The organism is Enterococcus mundtii, from assembly GCF_002947535.1.
Taxonomy (GTDB): Bacteria; Bacillota; Bacilli; order Lactobacillales; family Enterococcaceae; genus Enterococcus_B; species Enterococcus_B mundtii_B.
In genome coordinates this window covers 20,661-37,565 of sequence record NZ_PUAP01000021.1, presented here as the reverse complement: position 1 = coordinate 37,565, position 16,905 = coordinate 20,661, and the positions used below count along the sequence as shown (strand labels likewise).

Genomic DNA, 16,905 nt, shown 5'->3' with positions numbered 1-16,905 from the left:
TATGGAAAGCTATTTTCTGATTTTCCATCTTACTGCTCAGGTCAAAACGCTTTTTTCACAACCTATGATAAACGGTGTTCTAAAGCCAACTCCTTCAATAGTAAGTCAAAACTTGAAAAAATATGAGGGGCTATTTTCTCAAGTTCTGCCTTACTACTTGGAGCTAAACGGCTTTCTCACAACCTTAATAAACGGTGTTCAAAAAGCTGACCTTCAACATTAAGCTGAAAAATCAAAAAATATGGAAAGCTATTTTCTGATTTCCCATCTTACTGCTCAGGTCAAAACGCTTTTTTCACAACCTAGATAAACGGTGTTCAAGAAGCAACACTTCAATAATAAGCCAAAACCATCAAAAATGAAAAAGCCATTTTCGATGGTTCTGGCTTATTACTCAGTGCTGACCGCTTCTTTCACAACCTTAACTATAATACACCTTCATCTTGATATCTTGGTCGTAGTTGCCGAAGCCTTTGCCGAATAGGGTGCAGCCACCGACGTTTTTGGCGTCTTCTTTGACTTCGATGCGGAAGGTCCAGACGTCTTCGTTTCTTGGGATGTCATTGATCGTGATTTCAGATAATGGTTCGCCGTTGATATTGGTCAAATGTTTCGTGATACGAATCGTTTTCAATAGTCCATACTGGTTTAGGTTATCTGGATACCAATCGGGTGTGTGTTTTCCGCGAATGTCTGCGAAATCTCCTGGGCTTGTCCAGTTACCTAATTCCACACCGTTCAGGCTGAAAGTGATATCCGATGGCCAATTGTCGTTCGAAAAGGGAAACTCGGAAGATAGTTCAACGGACAATTCCAACATTTCCAAGGTATCTTCTTCGTTTAGAAAGTTTGGTGTTTGATATTCAACAAATCCGCTTGTAAACCACAGAATCCGTGCATCCATTCGTCGTGGATCGGCAAAGTAACGTGGTTCATCGACTTTGCCGATAAAATCATGGACTGTTGCCAGACCGCATGTTGGCTCGATCGAATAGCGGGTATAATGACCGATAGGGATCGATGTTTCTTTCGTATCAAAGGCATTGAAGATTTTTTCTGGAAACGTGATGTTGATTTTATCGACACGTAAACTGGAAATTTTTTTTTGACCTATTTTTTCTGATTTGATGATATTTGCTTCTTCAAGTTTTTTTACATGCATTGTTGTAATCGCACTACTGATACCGAGTGCTTGGGCAAGCTCTTTGATATTCATTTTGTTTTTTGAAAGTAACTGGATGATTTTTATCCTTGTTTTACTAGCTAAAGCTTCATAAACAGGTAATGATTCTTCATTGATTTGGAGTTGCATGATTATTCACCTCTTATTTAGGTTTTTATTTAACTCTATATTAACATAAATATTAATTTATAGGTTAATTTCATAAAACTAATATATATAATTAATATTTATGTTAATTATAATGCAATAATAATTTTATATTTAATAATATTATTATTGACAACGCTTTCAAAGAAAGATATGATTCATGTATAAATTAAAGGAGGGGACATATGGAAGCTGTAATGTCAGTTAGTCGTGTGCAAAAGATAGGGGAAATCGATCGTCGTTTGTATGGCTCGTTTATTGAACATATGGGACGTGCAGTGTATGGAGGGATCTATCAACCGGATCATCCGACTGCAAATGATAAGGGATTTCGCCAAGACGTCATGGATCTGGTCAAAGAATTATCGGTACCATTGATCCGGTATCCAGGTGGGAATTTTGTTTCTGGGTTCAATTGGGAAGATAGTGTGGGGCCTTTAGAGAAGCGACCGAAAAGATTAGATCTTGCTTGGCGTTCTATGGAAACAAATCAAGTTGGCGTGCATGAATTTGCTGCGTGGTGTCAAGAAGCGGGTGCAGAGATCAATATGGCGGTCAATCTTGGAACCCGTGGCTTAGATGCTGCAAGAAATCTAGTCGAATATTGCAATTATCCTAGTGGTACTTATTGGAGTGAACAAAGAATAGCAAATGGACAAACCGAACCGTTTGCGATCAAGACGTGGTGTTTAGGCAATGAAATGGATGGCCCTTGGCAAATCGGTCATAAGACAGCAGCGGAGTACGGACGGCTGGCAGAAGAAACAGCGAAAGCGATGAAACTTGTCGATGAGTCGATCGAAGTCGTTTTATGTGGCAGCTCGAATAGTCAAATGCCGACATTCGGTGAGTGGGAATTGACTGTATTGGATCAAGCCTATGAACAAATCGACTATCTTTCATTGCATCAGTATTATGGCAATCAATCCAATGATTTGAAAAATTATTTAGCGCGTTCAGTCGATATGGATCAGTTCATTTCAGGTGTTGTTGCGATGTGTGATGCAATCAAAGCGAAAAAACACAGCAAGAAACAAATCAATCTATCTTTTGATGAATGGAATATCTGGTATCATTCGACAGAACATGATCAAACAGTCAAGCCATGGCAAGTTGCCCCACCTTTATTAGAAGATCACTATAATTTTGAGGATGCTTTAGTATTAGGCTGTTTATTGATCACTTTGTTAAAACATTCTGATCGAGTAAAGATTGCTTGTCTGGCGCAGCTAGTCAACGTGATTGCTCCGATCATGACAGAAGAAGACGGTGAAGCATGGCGACAAACAATCTATTACCCATTTATGCAAGTCGCGACGTTAGGACAAGGTATTGCTTTACGACCTGAAATCACTGTCGATACGTATGCGACGAGTGAATTTGAGACAGTCCCATATTTAGAGAGTATTGCGGTGCTTAATGAAGAAAAAAATGAGTTGGTGATTTTTGCAGTGAATCGTGGAGAAGAAGAGATGAGTTTAGATCTACAATTTTCTGACATGAAGATTGAGGAAGTCATCGAGTTTTCAGAGATGTCTGGCTATGAAATCAAAGCGGTCAATCGAGCAGGAAATGAGCAAATCAAACCTGTGCCTTCAAAAGCCTACGAACAAAAAGAAAATCAGTTGAATTGCAAATTGAAACCGTTATCTTGGAATGTGATCCGTACAAGCTTGACCCCGAACAAATAAGGAGGAGATAGAGATGCGAGGAAAAAAATTGATTATTGGTTCATTGTTGTTAGCTGCGACTGGAATATTAGGTGCTTGTGGCGGTGGTGCTTCTTCTCAAAGTAAAAGTGACGGAGAAGTCACACTCTCTTTTTGGAATGGGTTTACAGCTTCTGACGGGGAGATCTTACAAGAGATCGTCAACGATTTTAATAAGAATAATGACAAAAACATCACGATTGAGATGGATGTGATGACGTGGGCAAATTTGAATGAAAAATTACCAACGGCTATTTCTTCAAGAAAAGCGCCAGATTTTGTTGCACTGAACTATGCTGATTTTGCTCAATATGTGGAGAATGGGGCTGTGCAGCCTGTAGATGATTTCTGGGACTACGACGGTGTGGATAAAGGAGATTTTAAAGATACTGCGGTAGATCTAGGAATGGTGGATGATCAACAGTACTTTATTCCGATGCAAGTACAAGGGATGTATATGTATTGGAACAAAGAATTATTCAAACAAGCTGGCTTGGATGAAACAACACCACCAACTACTTGGACAGAATTAACAGAGATGGCTCCGCAACTGACCGATAGTAGTAAAAATGTGTCAGGTTTTGTCTTCAATAAAGACGGTACTGCGCCACTTTATAACTGGATGAAGGCAAATGGTGGAAAACTTGTCAGCGATGACTATACAAAATCTGAGTTCGCTTCACCAGAAAATCTTGAAACATTAACAGCTATCCAAAAAATGATCCATGTCGATAAAGCAGGGCCAGAATCGATTTCAGGAGCAGAAATGGATAACTTGATGAACGCTGGACAATTATCGATCATCATCAACGGACCGTGGTTGAATAATGGCTTGAAAGCAAACGAAATCGATTATGGTGTAACAACATTACCGCAAGCAAGTGCGGACGGTGAAAAAACAGCGATTTTAGATGGCGTTGGTTATGCCATCCCAGCAAGTACAGATAGTGACAAAAAAGAGGCAATCTATGAATTCCTAAAATACTGGAACACAAGTGAGATCGGTAAAAAATGGAGTATTGAAAATGGCTTCCCTGCCTACTTATCATCAGTTGCAGAAGATGAAGAAGTGAAGAATGATCCTATCGTATCGGAACTATCCAAACAAATGGAATATGCTGAACCTTATCTACCAGGATTCACGAAGATCGCAGCAATCAATAATGACATCATCAATCCATTGATCGAAAAATTATTGGCTGGTGAAGATCCAGAGCAATTAATGAATGATGCAGATGATAAGATCAATGATCTGTTGAAGGAATAATCGAGTAACAGTTCACAATGAAATCAAAACAACGAAGGAAATAGAAGAAATCTCGTAGAAGATAAGGCGAAAGTCCTATAAATCTCAAAATATTTATCGCTTTCGCTTTACTTTTTCGGGAAACACTTCTCTCCATTCATGGTCTGATTTTTCATCGCTTGAACTGTTCATCAAGGGAATCCATCGAATAAGAAAGAGGGGAAATAGACGAAATGAAAGCATTTACCAGATACTGGAACCGACCGGATCGAGCGGCTTACTTGTTTTTAGTGCCATCCTTTTTGATTCTACTGTTATTCACAGTGGTGCCACTGATTGGTACATTTGCAATCAGTTTTACTGATTTGAACATCTTTTTTACTTCAAGAGAGTTCGTGGGCATGAGCAACTTTTTGCGGATCTTTGGGGATGAACGTGCGGTCAACTCACTGTTCCATACGTTGTATTTTACCTTACTTGAAACACCAACACAGATTATCGTTGGTTTATTAGCTGCGGTGATCTTGTCAAAGAATACTCGTTTCAATCGCTTTTGTCGCTCAACTTTTTATATTCCTGTTATTTGTTCCTTAACATCCATTGCAATCATCTTTTCAATGTTGCTTGATCCAAACGTTGGGGCTATCCCTTACCTTTTCTCACAAGTAGGTCTACCGATTCCACAGTTTTTCCGTGACCCAACATTAGCAATGCCAACAGTGGCACTGATGACGGTTTGGAAAAATTTCGGTGTCACGATGACGATCTTGATCACAGCTATTCAAGGAATCTCCCCTTCTCTTTACGAATCGGCGCAAATGGATGGCGCAACCAATCGCCAACAATTCTTTAATATCACGTTACCGCAGATCGTCCCATCTCTTGGTTTTTGTATCTTGACCAATCTGATTGGTTCCATGCAAGTGTTTGACCAAGTATATGTGGCAACGAACGGCGGACCACAATTCAAAACGGAAACAGCTGTCCAATACATTTATAGTCGCGGATTCACCGCTCCATATGAGTTAGGCTATGCTTCCGCATTATCTTCAGTATTGTTTGTGATCGTAGCTGTGTTGGCAATTTCGACCAATTTGTATATGTCAAGAAAAGAAAAACAAATGAAATAGGGGGGAGTAATAATATGCTTTCGGAAAGTTATACAGCAGTTTCAACGGATCGTCGGAAAAAGTTTGATGGAAAGAAATGGCTACGTGTCATAGGAATGTTACTCGTATTATTGATTATCGCTTTTCCTTTTCTATGGTTGATCATTTCCTCGTTCAAATATGAAAAAGATATTATTTCTTTTCCCCCGAGAATTTTTGCAGATGAATATACCTTAGAAAATTATATCAAGGTTTGGACGACGATCCCGTTGTTAGATTACATCAAAAACACAGTAATCTTTGCAGGCGGGACAGTGATCACTTCTGTTTTCTTTGATTCTCTTGCAGGATATGCTTTTGCTCGGATGCGCTTCAAAGGGAAATCTGTGTTGTTTTACTTTGTTTTGTTAACGATGATGATCCCTTTTCAAGTCTTCATGATCCCACTGTTCATCCAAGCAAACTTTTTAGGTATGTTAGATACGTATGCCGGATTGATCATTCCTCGGATGACTACTGCTTTTGGGATATTTATGATGCGGTCGTTTTTTGTGACTTTACCAGATTCATTGGAAGAAGCCGCACGTATTGACGGATTAGGTGAGTTCAAGATTTTCTTGAAGATCATGTTGCCTTTGAGTAAGCCAACACTTCTATCACTGGCAATCTTTACGTTGATGAACAGTTGGAATGATCTATTGTATCCACTGATTTTGACAACAAGTTCGAAAATGCGGACGTTACCTGCAGGATTAGCTTTATTCACCGGACAAAATATTTCGTTTTATGGACCGGTGATGGCAGGAACAGTTATTTCGATGTTACCATTGTTGATCATTTATATTTTTGCTCAAAAATACTTTGTACAAGGAACTGCAATGTCTGGCATGAAAGAGTGAGAAGATGAAATTAGTCGAAACAAAATGGTATGGTCAATTGATCCAGATTTCCGATCATATCTTATTAGGGATTTTATGGGTCGTCGTTTCTTTACCTTTAGTCACAGTAGTACCAGCCACAACAGGGGTCTTTACAGCGTTGAATAAATGGAAGAATGGCGAATCAGGGCATGTTTGCTATTCCTTTTTGCAAGGCTTTAAGCGTAAGTTTTTCCTTCAATTAGTGATGAGTGTCGTGACCATCATCAGTTATTTTGCGATGAATCTTATTTTGCAAGAATCTGCTATTTGGTTAGTGATTTGTGGTTATGTAACAATGTTGGTTTTTACAATGTTTTTACTTTCTTGGTGTAGCTCTCTAGCACAAAATGACGCTCTTTCCAGAAAGGAACTTTTTCAAGAAAGTACGTTGTGGGTGTTGACCAATTTTTTGAAAAATCTTGTATGTTGTGGCATATTATTAATTTTTCTTGTGCTTGTGTTTATGTTTCCGCCGATTATTTTTGTATTATCAGGTGGGGTTTGGTGGTTGATCAATCAGTTGGTGGGAAACAATAATAGAAAAGGAGTGTGGCAATGAAAAAAGTTGAACTAAAGGTACGTCAAGGATTTTCTAAAGGAGCTATCAGTCCACGACTCTTCGGTTCTTTTGTTGAACATATGGGGAGTGTTGTGTATAACGGAATATTTGAGCCAGAGCATCCGACTGCGGATAAGAATGGCTTTCGACAGGACGTACTTTCTTATGTAAAAGAACTGTCTTTAGGTGTGATCCGTTATCCTGGAGGGAATTTTACCTCAGGATATGACTGGCAAGATACGATTGGTCCAGTCACCGAGCGTCCGAAAAAAATCGAGCTTGCATGGCAAGGAATCGAACCGAATACATTCGGACTGCATGAATTTTTCAAATGGTTAGACATGGTAGAAGCGGAGCCGATCATGACGGTGAATCTAGGTACAAAAGGAATCGATGATGCACGTAATCTAGTAGAGTATTGTAATTTTCCTGAAGGGACCTCTTGGAGTGAGTTACGAAAACAAAACGGACAAGAGCAGCCCTTTAGCGTAAAGCTTTGGTGCTTAGGAAATGAGTTAGATGGCCCTTGGCAAATTGGCGCAAAAAGTGCTTATGAGTATGGTCGCTTAGCCAATGAATCTGCCAAAGCGATGAAATTAGTCGATGAATCGATCGAAACGATTTTAGTCGGTAGTTCGACGCCACGCTTAGCGTCCTATCCTGAATGGGACCGAATCGCTTTAGAAGAAGCATATGAAAACGTAGATTATATTGCTTTGCATAATTACATCGATAAATATGACGAAGAAGATTTGACTAAACCTCCAAAAAATGAGCGAGCAGATACCAAAACTTACTTAGCTAAAGCGGAACGGTTTGATCGACAAATCGAAGAGATCATTGCGACGTGTGACTATGTGAAAGGCTATCTACGCAGTGACAAGACGATGTACTTAGCCTTTGATGAATGGAATGTCCACAGCCAACCAGAACAAGCCTATCAAAAATTCCAAGTGGGATCACCAATCGATTGGTGCCAGTTCACTATGGAAGATACATTGCTGTTCGGCACATTGGGTCTTGCGATTTTACGTCATGCAGATCGTGTGAAAATTGCTTGCCAATCGCTTTTAGTCAATACCATCCCGCTTATCCTAACAGAGAAAAATGGGATCGCATGGGTGAATCCGACCTATTATGTGATGCAACATCTGGCAAAATATGCGAAAGGTACAGTATTAGACCAACAAACGATTTGTCCCACTTATGACTGTGATACTGGAAAAGAAGTACCGATCATTGATAGCGTAGTTGTCGAAAATGAACAAGAGATCGTATTGTTTTTAGTCAATCGTACAGAAGAAAAAGTCTCCATTACGACAACGCATGATTTTGATCTGGAGACCAAAGCAGTCCAATTAGTAGTAAAAAGTGATCATTTACTTGATAAAAATACGAAAGACGCACCAAATACGATCCAGCCGATAGAACAAGTAATCGATGTAAATGAAAAGAACACGATCCACATGGTGCTTGAAGCATATTCTTGGAATGTCATCAGACTAAAAAAATGCGAGGAACCTTTATGAAAAAAACAACTTATGCTAATCCAATCGTCCTTGAACGAGCCGATCCTTGGATCTACAAACATACGGACGGCTACTATTATTTTACGGGTTCTCTACCTGGTTATCAGTCTATCGAATTAAGACGTGCGAAAACGATCGATGGCTTGAAGGATGCAGAAACGTTACTGGTTTGGCATGCACCTGAAACCGGACCCATGAGTCAGTTGATCTGGGCACCAGAGATCCATTATATCCAAGGAAAGTGGTATATCTATTTTGCAGCCAGTGATCATGCAGAAATTCGTGATCGTGATCATCACCACCGGATGTTCGTTCTTGAAAACACGTCAATTGATCCAATGAATACTGATTGGGAAGAAAAAGGACAAATCATCACTGCTACAGATACGTTTAGTTTAGACGGCACGACTTTTACACATCAAGGAAAGTTGTATTATGTTTGGGCGCAATTAGACCCACGGATTCCGGGAAACTCCAATCTCTATTTATCAGAAATGGCAAATCCTTGGACACTGACCGGAAAGCAACTATTATTAGCCATCCCAGAATTTCCTTGGGAAAAGCAAGGCTTTGCAGTCAATGAAGGACCAGCCGTACTGGTTCGTAACGGGAAAGTATTCATCACTTACTCAGGGAGTGCCACGGATGAAAATTATGCGATGGGTTTGCTGTGGGCAGAAGAGTCAGCGGATCTACTTGACGGTTATTCTTGGCATAAGAACCCTGAACCTGTCTTTGTCTCTTCGGAGAAAAATAAGCAGTTTGGACCGGGACATAACTCCTTTACTCTCTCAGAAGATGGTAAGGAAGATGTCTTAGTTTACCATGCACGACCAGAAAAAAATGAAGGAATCGATCCTCTGAATAATCCCAATCGTCATGCCAACGCACAAGTATTTTCGTGGGACACAGAAGGGTTCCCGGTTTTTGGAGAACCAGTTGCGTATTCGGCTGATGTTTGAGCGTCATTTCAAGTAAAGTGATATAAATCCTTTCAGGAAATAAACGGTAATAGCTAAAATTTGTTCTTCAAATTTTGAGCTATTACCGTTTATTCTTTGAGGGTGGGAGAGGCTAAGACGCAGTTCCATTTCTTTTGTTTTCTATTTATTTTTTTATAAAATTGGCAGCTGAAATGACTTGTTTTTTGAACTTTACTTTCATTTAAAGAGCGACTAGAATAAAATAAGCTTTAAAGAAGTTTAGAAAAAATGAAGGAGCGCTCTCTTGAAAAGATACTTAGATAAGCTTTCAGCAAAACAACAACAAATTTTACGGATCACTACTCTCGTGGTGGGAACCATAGTAGTGATTCTTTTGAGTAACTTATTTTTGCAATGGTGCCAGAATAATCTTTCGGTTGACTTGGCCTTGAAATTTGCTTTTTCTTGGCACACAGAAAAATTTTTACTTGCTTGTTTCGTATTACTTACTGTCTTTTTATTTATGGTCGCTTTTGCAGGTTCCTATTTGTTCGGTCTGCTTTTTTATCTCGTAAGTATTGGTATTTTAGGTTTTGCGAATTACTTGAAAATGAGCTATCGTCAAGAACCAATCTATCCAGATGATTTAAAGATGATCACAGAGTTCAATTTACTCAAAGACATGACCGGAACACCGATTTTTATTGGGCTGATGCTAGTAGCGGCACTTACCATTGGTGGAGTGATCTGGGCAATCGTCCGTAGTTTCAAAAAAGATCGGACATTTCAAATCTATCGTGTCTTGACTTTAGTGATGACCGTTGCAATGATGGGCTATTTCAGTAACTTCAATAATCCCAATAATTTGTTGCGTAAAGCCTATAATCAAACGGCTTTGTGGATTCCTTATAGTCAAAAAATGAATTATTATAATACAGGATTCATTGGTGGTTTTTTGTACAATCTAAAAGTTGAACCGATGGAACGACCAGAAGGTTATTCAAAAGAAAAAATCAATGAAATCACTGAAAAATATCAAGCAATCGCAGACGAAAAAAATCAAACGGCAAGCGATGAGCAGCCAAATATCATTTATGTGATGAGTGAAAGCTTTTCTGATCCAAGTCATCTAAATGGTGTCACGGTGACCGGTGATCCCTTAGCTGATTATCGTGAAGTGGCAAATCAAACCTATAGTGGGCGAATGCTGTCGCAAAATTATGGTGGTGGGACAGCAAATATTGAGTTCGAAGCCTTAACGGGTCTATCTATGGCACTATTCAATGGTCAAATGACCACACCATATACGATGCTCGTTCCAAAGCTTGATCAATTACCATCACTTGTTTCCACGCTCAATGCACAAAACTATCGAACAACGGCGATCCATCCCTATAATACGTCGATGTATAAACGCGAAGATGTCTATCAGACGCTAGGATTTGATTCGTTTATCAGCGAGGGAAATATGACTTACACCGATACCATTGATAATAATCCTTATATTTCAGATGAATCTGCTTATAAAGAAATTTTAGACTTATTAAAAGATGAGGAAACGCCACAGTTTGTCCATCTAGTCACGATGCAGACTCACATGCCTTATGCAGGGAAGTATTCGCAATTGGATTTTTCTGCTACAACAGAAGATAACAATGGAACGGATACACTCGACAACTATTTACAAGATATCGCTTATAGTAGTCAAGCATTGAAAGCATTCACCGAAGCGCTGAAAGATACGCCAAGAAGAACGCTAGTCGTCTTTTGGGGGGATCACTTACCAGGTATCTATTCGGACGAGATCAAAAATAAAAATGAAAAACAAGCATTACATCAAACAGAGTTTCTCATGTTCGATACAGCAGGTGAGTTAGAGAAACGCGAAACCAACGATGCAGTCACTAGCCCTTTTTATTTCGCAGCGAATCTTTTAGAACAAACGAATCAAAAGACCACTGGTTTTTATCAATTGTTGCTTGAAATGGAGTTGGCTATTCCCGCGTTTGAACGAGAATTGTATTTTCAAAATGGCCAATGGGGGAAAGAAGCGCAGTTGAATCAGGCGCAAGAGAAAGTATACGAGGCGTATCGCTTGATCCAATATGATCTAGTTTCAGGAGAACAATATAGTTTGGATGCAGGATTTTATGAAAAATAAACGATAAAAATAACATTTTATTGATGTAATGACTTGTTTTCTACTAGAATAAACAGGTAAAATAGAGAAAGAAAAAGAAGAAAGTAGGAAAACCTATGTTACCGAATCTCGGTTATTATGTGCAAACTGTCGATAAAATCGTAAAAGAAACAGAAGCAATCGGCGAAACGATGCACCCTAAATATGAAAAAATCAGAGAAGCGATCGATCAAAAGAAAACAGCTGAGTTAACGCAAGCTGAGCTAGCTGAGACGGTCGAGCTATTTGATCAAGGCACTGAAAAATATCGCAATATGCTAAAGAAAATCAGTACGTTGCGTCCCCCAGCAAAAGTAATGGGGATCCATAAGAACTTTGAAAAAGCCTACAAAAATTATGTGGCTGGTTGTGAAGAAATGACTCAAAGTATCGAACCAGAAAAAGGCATCGATGCTGCACAATTTGATGCGTCAGAAGCAAAACAAGACCAAGCGACAGATGATATTTCCGCAGCGATCCAAAAAATGACTAACTTATTGATGAAATAATCAAAAAGCCGAGACGACTGAGAATAGGTTTCCTATTCTCGATCATCTCGGTTTTTATTATTCTTGTTGTTTTTCTTCATAAAGAGAAGAAATCGTAGTGTACCATTCAAAAATATGAGAAATCAATACTTTCGCTGCGGCATAGACAGGTATTCCTAAAATCACACCGATCACACCAAATAGTTTTCCAGATGTCAATAGGACAAGCAAAATCGTCACTGGATGGATCGACAACTGATTGCCTAGTACAAGTGGCGAGATCAAACGTCCTTCGATCGTTTGCTCTAAGGCGAAAACGATCAATACTTTGACCAACATGATTGGTCCTGCAACGATGGCTAAAAATACCGCAGGGATCATCGCTAAAAATGAGCCTAAGTAAGGGATCAAATTCAAGAAACCGGCAATAATCCCTAAAGTGACAGCATAATCTAAGCCAATGATCGCAAATCCAATCATAAACATGATTGCAACCGCAAAAGCGACGGTTAACTGTCCTCGAATATATGAAGAAACCTGATCATTCATCTCACCTAAGACTTTCAAAGTGGGGACTCTCATCCGAGTAGGTAAGAATTTCACCAAATAAGGCGCTAATTGTTTCCCATCTTTCAACAGATAAAACAAAATAAACGGCATCGTCAATACGGCAACAACGATCGTAGCTACAGCACCAACAAAACTACCTAAACTTTGAACCGTGCTTTTTGATAGATTCTGTAAAATATCACCAGCAGAATTCATGAATTGGTCGCCTGTATTTTCCAATTGCTCTCTGAATTGGCTGAATAGTGGATCACGAAAAATCTCGGTTAATTTGTCATCGATGGTCTCGACGTATTGTGGAAAATTGCTGACAAAGCTGACAGTCTGTTCCTGGATTTTCGGGATGATCACTACACTTCCCCAGACGATCAAAGCGACTACTAGTATAAATAAACCGATGATGCTGTAGAGCCTTGGGACCTTTCTCTTTTCAAGATAGTCTACAACAGGATTCATCAGGTAATACAGAATGCCTGATAGAATGATCGGTAAACCAACGATTGCTAGAAACTGCCAAATTGGTTCAAAAAGATAAGAAACTTTCGTAAATAAGAAAACGATCAGTAAGACCAAAAGAACGACTAATAAAGCCGTCACTACTTGATTGTTCAAGAACCAACGCCAAAACCAAGAAACAGGTTTGATTTTTCTCTTTTTATCCTCTTCCATTAGTTCACCTGCTTATAGTCGATGCTCGTGCCGACAGTGATTTCTGGTAGTTGATAGGGGGACAAATAGATTCCATTGACGATTTTGTCACCTGCTGGCGGTTCTTCAAAAACCAGAGTAACATGACCAACCGTAGTCAAGTTTTCATTGGCCAACGGACCAACATGTTCGATGGTATATTCTTGATGATCAAAAGAAATTTGATCACCTTGTTGAAGTGAAAAATTCTCTTTTGTACTAAATTCTTGAATGATCGTATAGTCACGCAACGCTGATGTTGCCGACTGATCGAATAAAATCAGCAAAGGTTCCTCTGGATTGATTGCTGACCTACCAATTTCTGTTATCGTTGCTTGAGTCATCTCATTTCTCTCCTTTACTCCTAAAAAAATCAATGATTCTATGGTTACAAAAACAGTATAACATATTCTCTTTGATTAACGTCATGAATGGATGTATGATAGAATAAATTAGAATTCTTAATTTGAGGAGGATCAAAATGATAAAAAAAATCATTCTAGGAACATATACAAGACGAAAAAGTGAAGGGATTTATCAAATCGAATTAGATACAGACAAAGGCACTTTAGAGAATCTAACATTAGTTGCTAAAGAAAATAGCCCAACGTATGTGGCAAAAAGTCAGGCAGGCAATCTGTATTCAGTAACTAGTGTTGATGGCTTAGGTGGGGTAGCTGCATATGATGATTCTTACAATTTTTTGAATGCGGTAACAGAAGCAGGCGCACCTTTGTGTTACGTGACAGTTGATGAGAAACGCCAACTGGTTTATGGCGCAAATTATCATAAAGGGGAAGTCAATGTTTACCGTATTACTGAAGACGGTAGTTTAGAGGCGACAGACGCAGTCTTTCATCAAGAACCGACTGGTCCACACAAAAACCAAGATCATGCCCATGTCCATTACACAGACTTAACACCTGATCAACGATTGGCAGTCTGTGATTTAGGAACTGATCGTGTGTACACATATGATGTGGATGCCCATGGTAAATTAGCTGTAAAAGCTGTATTAGAAGTAGAGCCAGGAACTGGCCCACGTCATTTAGTTTTTCATCCTAATAATCAATTCGCTTATTTGTTTGGTGAGTTAGACAGTACAGTTCGTGTTCTTTCCTATGATGAAACAACAGGTGAATTCAAAGAAGTACAAAAAATCAGTACATTGCCTGAAGGATTCACCGAGGAAAATGGTGGTGCTGCCATCCGTATTTCAAACGATGGACGTTTTGTCTACGCATCAAATCGTGGACATAATTCGATTGCTGTATTTGCTGTGAATGAAGAAGGTTCACATTTAGAACACGTACAAACGATCTCAACTGAAGGAGATTTCCCAAGAGATTTCGCCTTAGATCCAGAAAATGATTACGTGGTATCTGCCAACCAGAATACAGATAATCTTACCTTGTATAAACGTGATGCTACAACTGGAGAATTGACATTGATCCAAAAAGACATCTATGCACCTGAGTGTGTCTGTGTTTACTTTGATTAAGGAGTAATGACATGAATAAAGAAGAAGTATTAGACCGTTTACGTGAAGAATTAGAGATTCCTTTTTTTCAAGGGAAAATAGAAGACAAAGAATATAGCGAAGAAGAATACCAAAAGATCAAAAGTGATTTGATCCAGTATTTCGATGATTATGTTCGTAATGTTGAAAATTAAAGAAGGAAATATAGCCTGAAGAAAAAAGATTTCTATTTTATCTTGAACCAATACGATCGCATTACAAAATTATTTAGTAGGATAAAAATGGGGGACGTATGAAAGAGTTGAAAATGATTTTTAGTGCGTTTCTTTTGTCGCTACTTTTAAACTGGGGATTATCCTATCAATTAAATCGACCATTCAAATGGTGGATTACGTTAGGTATGTTCATAGGATTCTCTATTGCCTATTTAGTTGGTTCAAGAAAGAGTTCAAAAAACAAATAGATATTTTTTGAGCTCTTTCATTTATTAACATCTGATTTCAACCAAAGTTTATTTTGCGTAGTAATATTCCTTGAAAAATTAAGATAAGGAGCAACCGTAAATGAGTCATCTAAGATGGTTTTCTGGTGGAAACGATCGACGCAATAGAGCAGAAACAATCATTAATGAATTGATAGCTGATTTAGCGTTAGACCTTGGAAATGAATCTCTTAGAGAGGTTTTACAAGCTTATCTAGAAAAATTACAAAATGATGGAGCATCGGTGCCGTTCATTCTAAGCCGTATGAATTTAGATATATCCAATGCATTGAAAAAAGCTGGTGTATCTCTCAACGAGCATCAATCCGAAAAGCTACATGAACTGATGGCTATTTCTAGTATTAGATATGGTTATTAATTACTTTAAGCGTCGCCGAACAGCCACTTTACAACAAAGAAAAAAGGATTTCACGAACATTCGCAATGAATGTTTAGTGAAATCCTTTTTTCTTTTCTCGATATTTTTAGAGAAATGTTTATCTAATAGTGACTAGAAGTCTTTACCAAATGCAGTTGCTTTATCTAAAGCAGCTTGCATCAATTCTTCTGCACGATCAGGTGTATAGTCGATACCTTCGATAAATAATTGGTCGACTTGTTCAATACCGACAAAATTCAAGATTGCTTTTACATATTGAGAAGCAAAATCTTGACCATTGTAGATTCCGCCGTTTGATTGGATGTGTAGTGCTTTCTTACCAGTAACTAAGCCAACAGGACCGTTTTCAGTATACTTGAAAGTTTTACCAGCAACATTGACAGTATCAAACCAAGCTTTTAATTTTGTAGGAATGTTCAAATTCCATAAAGCATTGGCAATAACGATTTTATCTGCTGCTAGGAATTGCTCTGTCAATTCGTTGAAACGAGCAATTTTTTGTTGTTGGTTTTCAGATAGACTAGAGAAATCTGCACCTGCACGAAGCGCTTCCCATCCAGAAAGCAATTCTTCATCAATTTCTGGGATATCATCACGATAAAGGTCTAAAACAGTTACCTCGTCGTTTGGATGATTTTCTTTGTAGCTAGTTAAAAAACTAGTTAATGCGTTAACTGAACGTGATTCTTGTGCAGTTAATGGATGTCCTTTGATTACTAATACTGATGCCATAATCTCTCTCCTTTAGTCGTAATTGTTAACTTTACTGCTAACAATACCAGTTTACTTGAAACAGAAAAGGCTATCAAGTATTTTTACTGATAAAAAGTAAGTTATTTTCCAGTAAGATCAAAGAGAACTAGTTAATTCACGATTTTCAAATAGTTTCATGTTGTCAACGACATAAGTCGCTTGCAGACCATTTTCTATTAGATAACTAGTAACTTCTTGTGCTAAATGATTCGCTGCCCCAACAATATAATACTGTTTTTTTGTATCCAGATTATTTAATTGAGCGGATAAACTGGCAATAGGAATGGATATTGAATGACTTAAATGTTTTTTTATATACTCGTTCGTTTTACGGACATCTAAAATCACTATATCCTTTTTTTGATAGACGAAATAGAGTTCGTGGACGGTGATTGATTTGTTCATGGCATTCTTCCTTTTTATATAATGATCCTATTTTAGATGCATAGAATAGTAGAAACAAATCTTTTTACTCGATTTATTCTTTTTTTAATAATTATGAAAAAAGAATGTAAATGACTTGCAAAACATTCATATGGTGTTAT

At 38.4% G+C, this 16,905-nt stretch carries 17 protein-coding genes; 12 read left to right on the top strand and 5 right to left on the bottom strand.

From position 1 onward, the window contains the following. Window positions 1-421: 421 nt before the first annotated feature. Window positions 422-1,312, bottom strand: coding sequence for an ArsR/SmtB family transcription factor (locus tag CUS89_RS06585; RefSeq protein WP_104871525.1), 891 nt, complete (start codon window positions 1,310-1,312; stop codon window positions 422-424). Between the two features lie 203 nt (window positions 1,313-1,515). On the opposite strand from CUS89_RS06585, the gene arfA reads away from it, so the two are divergent. The 9 genes from arfA to CUS89_RS06540 all read left to right on the top strand — a co-directional run bounded on the left by arfA (window position 1,516) and on the right by CUS89_RS06540 (window position 12,013). After that, entirely contained in the window at window positions 1,516-3,021 is a 1,506-nt protein-coding gene (gene arfA / locus CUS89_RS06580; protein WP_104871524.1) for an arabinosylfuranosidase ArfA, read from the top strand. A gap of 13 nt (window positions 3,022-3,034) precedes the next feature. Next, window positions 3,035-4,306: an ABC transporter substrate-binding protein gene (locus CUS89_RS06575; protein WP_104871523.1), complete on the top strand. Its 1,272-nt coding sequence runs from the start codon at window positions 3,035-3,037 to the stop codon at window positions 4,304-4,306. A gap of 212 nt (window positions 4,307-4,518) precedes the next feature. Next, the gene (locus tag CUS89_RS06570; protein ID WP_104871522.1) at window positions 4,519-5,415 is read left to right on the top strand and encodes a carbohydrate ABC transporter permease; all 897 of its coding nucleotides are present in this window, start codon (window positions 4,519-4,521) and stop codon (window positions 5,413-5,415) included. Between the two features lie 14 nt (window positions 5,416-5,429). Next, window positions 5,430-6,293: a carbohydrate ABC transporter permease gene (locus tag CUS89_RS06565; RefSeq protein WP_019723597.1), complete on the top strand. Its 864-nt coding sequence runs from the start codon at window positions 5,430-5,432 to the stop codon at window positions 6,291-6,293. A gap of 4 nt (window positions 6,294-6,297) precedes the next feature. Next, entirely contained in the window at window positions 6,298-6,873 is a 576-nt protein-coding gene (locus tag CUS89_RS06560) for a DUF624 domain-containing protein (protein WP_104871521.1), read from the top strand. Continuing rightward, on the top strand, window positions 6,870-8,402 hold the full coding sequence (locus tag CUS89_RS06555; protein ID WP_104871520.1) for an alpha-N-arabinofuranosidase: 1,533 nt from the start codon (window positions 6,870-6,872) through the stop codon (window positions 8,400-8,402). Before CUS89_RS06560 ends, CUS89_RS06555 begins: the two co-directional genes overlap by 4 nt. After that, complete coding sequence (locus tag CUS89_RS06550; protein WP_104871519.1) at window positions 8,399-9,364, top strand: glycoside hydrolase family 43 protein; 966 nt, start codon at window positions 8,399-8,401, stop codon at window positions 9,362-9,364. The genes CUS89_RS06555 and CUS89_RS06550 overlap by 4 nt, the downstream gene beginning before the upstream one ends. 265 nt (window positions 9,365-9,629) lie before the next feature. Then, entirely contained in the window at window positions 9,630-11,486 is a 1,857-nt protein-coding gene (locus tag CUS89_RS06545; RefSeq protein WP_104871518.1) for an LTA synthase family protein, read from the top strand. A 95-nt stretch (window positions 11,487-11,581) separates the two neighbouring features. Further along, entirely contained in the window at window positions 11,582-12,013 is a 432-nt protein-coding gene (locus tag CUS89_RS06540; RefSeq protein WP_104871517.1) for a hypothetical protein, read from the top strand. Window positions 12,014-12,070: 57 nt separating this feature from the next. Here the strand turns inward: CUS89_RS06540 and CUS89_RS06535 are convergent, their stop codons facing one another. Next, window positions 12,071-13,228: an AI-2E family transporter gene (locus CUS89_RS06535; RefSeq protein ID WP_104871516.1), complete on the bottom strand. Its 1,158-nt coding sequence runs from the start codon at window positions 13,226-13,228 to the stop codon at window positions 12,071-12,073. Continuing rightward, window positions 13,228-13,590, bottom strand: a complete 363-nt coding sequence (locus tag CUS89_RS06530) for a PTS glucitol/sorbitol transporter subunit IIA (protein WP_104871515.1) — start codon at window positions 13,588-13,590, stop codon at window positions 13,228-13,230. Before CUS89_RS06530 ends, CUS89_RS06535 begins: the two co-directional genes overlap by 1 nt. Window positions 13,591-13,727: 137 nt before the next feature. On the opposite strand from CUS89_RS06530, the gene CUS89_RS06525 reads away from it, so the two are divergent. From CUS89_RS06525 to CUS89_RS06520, 3 genes are all read left to right on the top strand, one after another. Then, complete coding sequence (locus tag CUS89_RS06525) at window positions 13,728-14,747, top strand: lactonase family protein (protein WP_104871514.1); 1,020 nt, start codon at window positions 13,728-13,730, stop codon at window positions 14,745-14,747. Window positions 14,748-14,758: 11 nt separating this feature from the next. Then, entirely contained in the window at window positions 14,759-14,920 is a 162-nt protein-coding gene (locus CUS89_RS16070; RefSeq protein WP_010736663.1) for a hypothetical protein, read from the top strand. A gap of 369 nt (window positions 14,921-15,289) precedes the next feature. Then, a complete protein-coding gene (locus CUS89_RS06520) occupies window positions 15,290-15,586 on the top strand; it encodes a bacteriocin immunity protein (RefSeq protein WP_104871513.1) in 297 nt (98 codons plus the stop codon). A gap of 132 nt (window positions 15,587-15,718) precedes the next feature. Here CUS89_RS06520 and CUS89_RS06515 read toward each other — a convergent pair whose 3' ends face one another. Then, the gene (locus tag CUS89_RS06515; protein WP_034686954.1) at window positions 15,719-16,339 is read right to left on the bottom strand and encodes an NAD(P)H-dependent oxidoreductase; all 621 of its coding nucleotides are present in this window, start codon (window positions 16,337-16,339) and stop codon (window positions 15,719-15,721) included. Between the two features lie 117 nt (window positions 16,340-16,456). Beyond that, entirely contained in the window at window positions 16,457-16,765 is a 309-nt protein-coding gene (locus CUS89_RS06510) for a rhodanese-like domain-containing protein (RefSeq protein WP_074799396.1), read from the bottom strand. Between the last annotated feature and the right edge of the window lie 140 nt (window positions 16,766-16,905).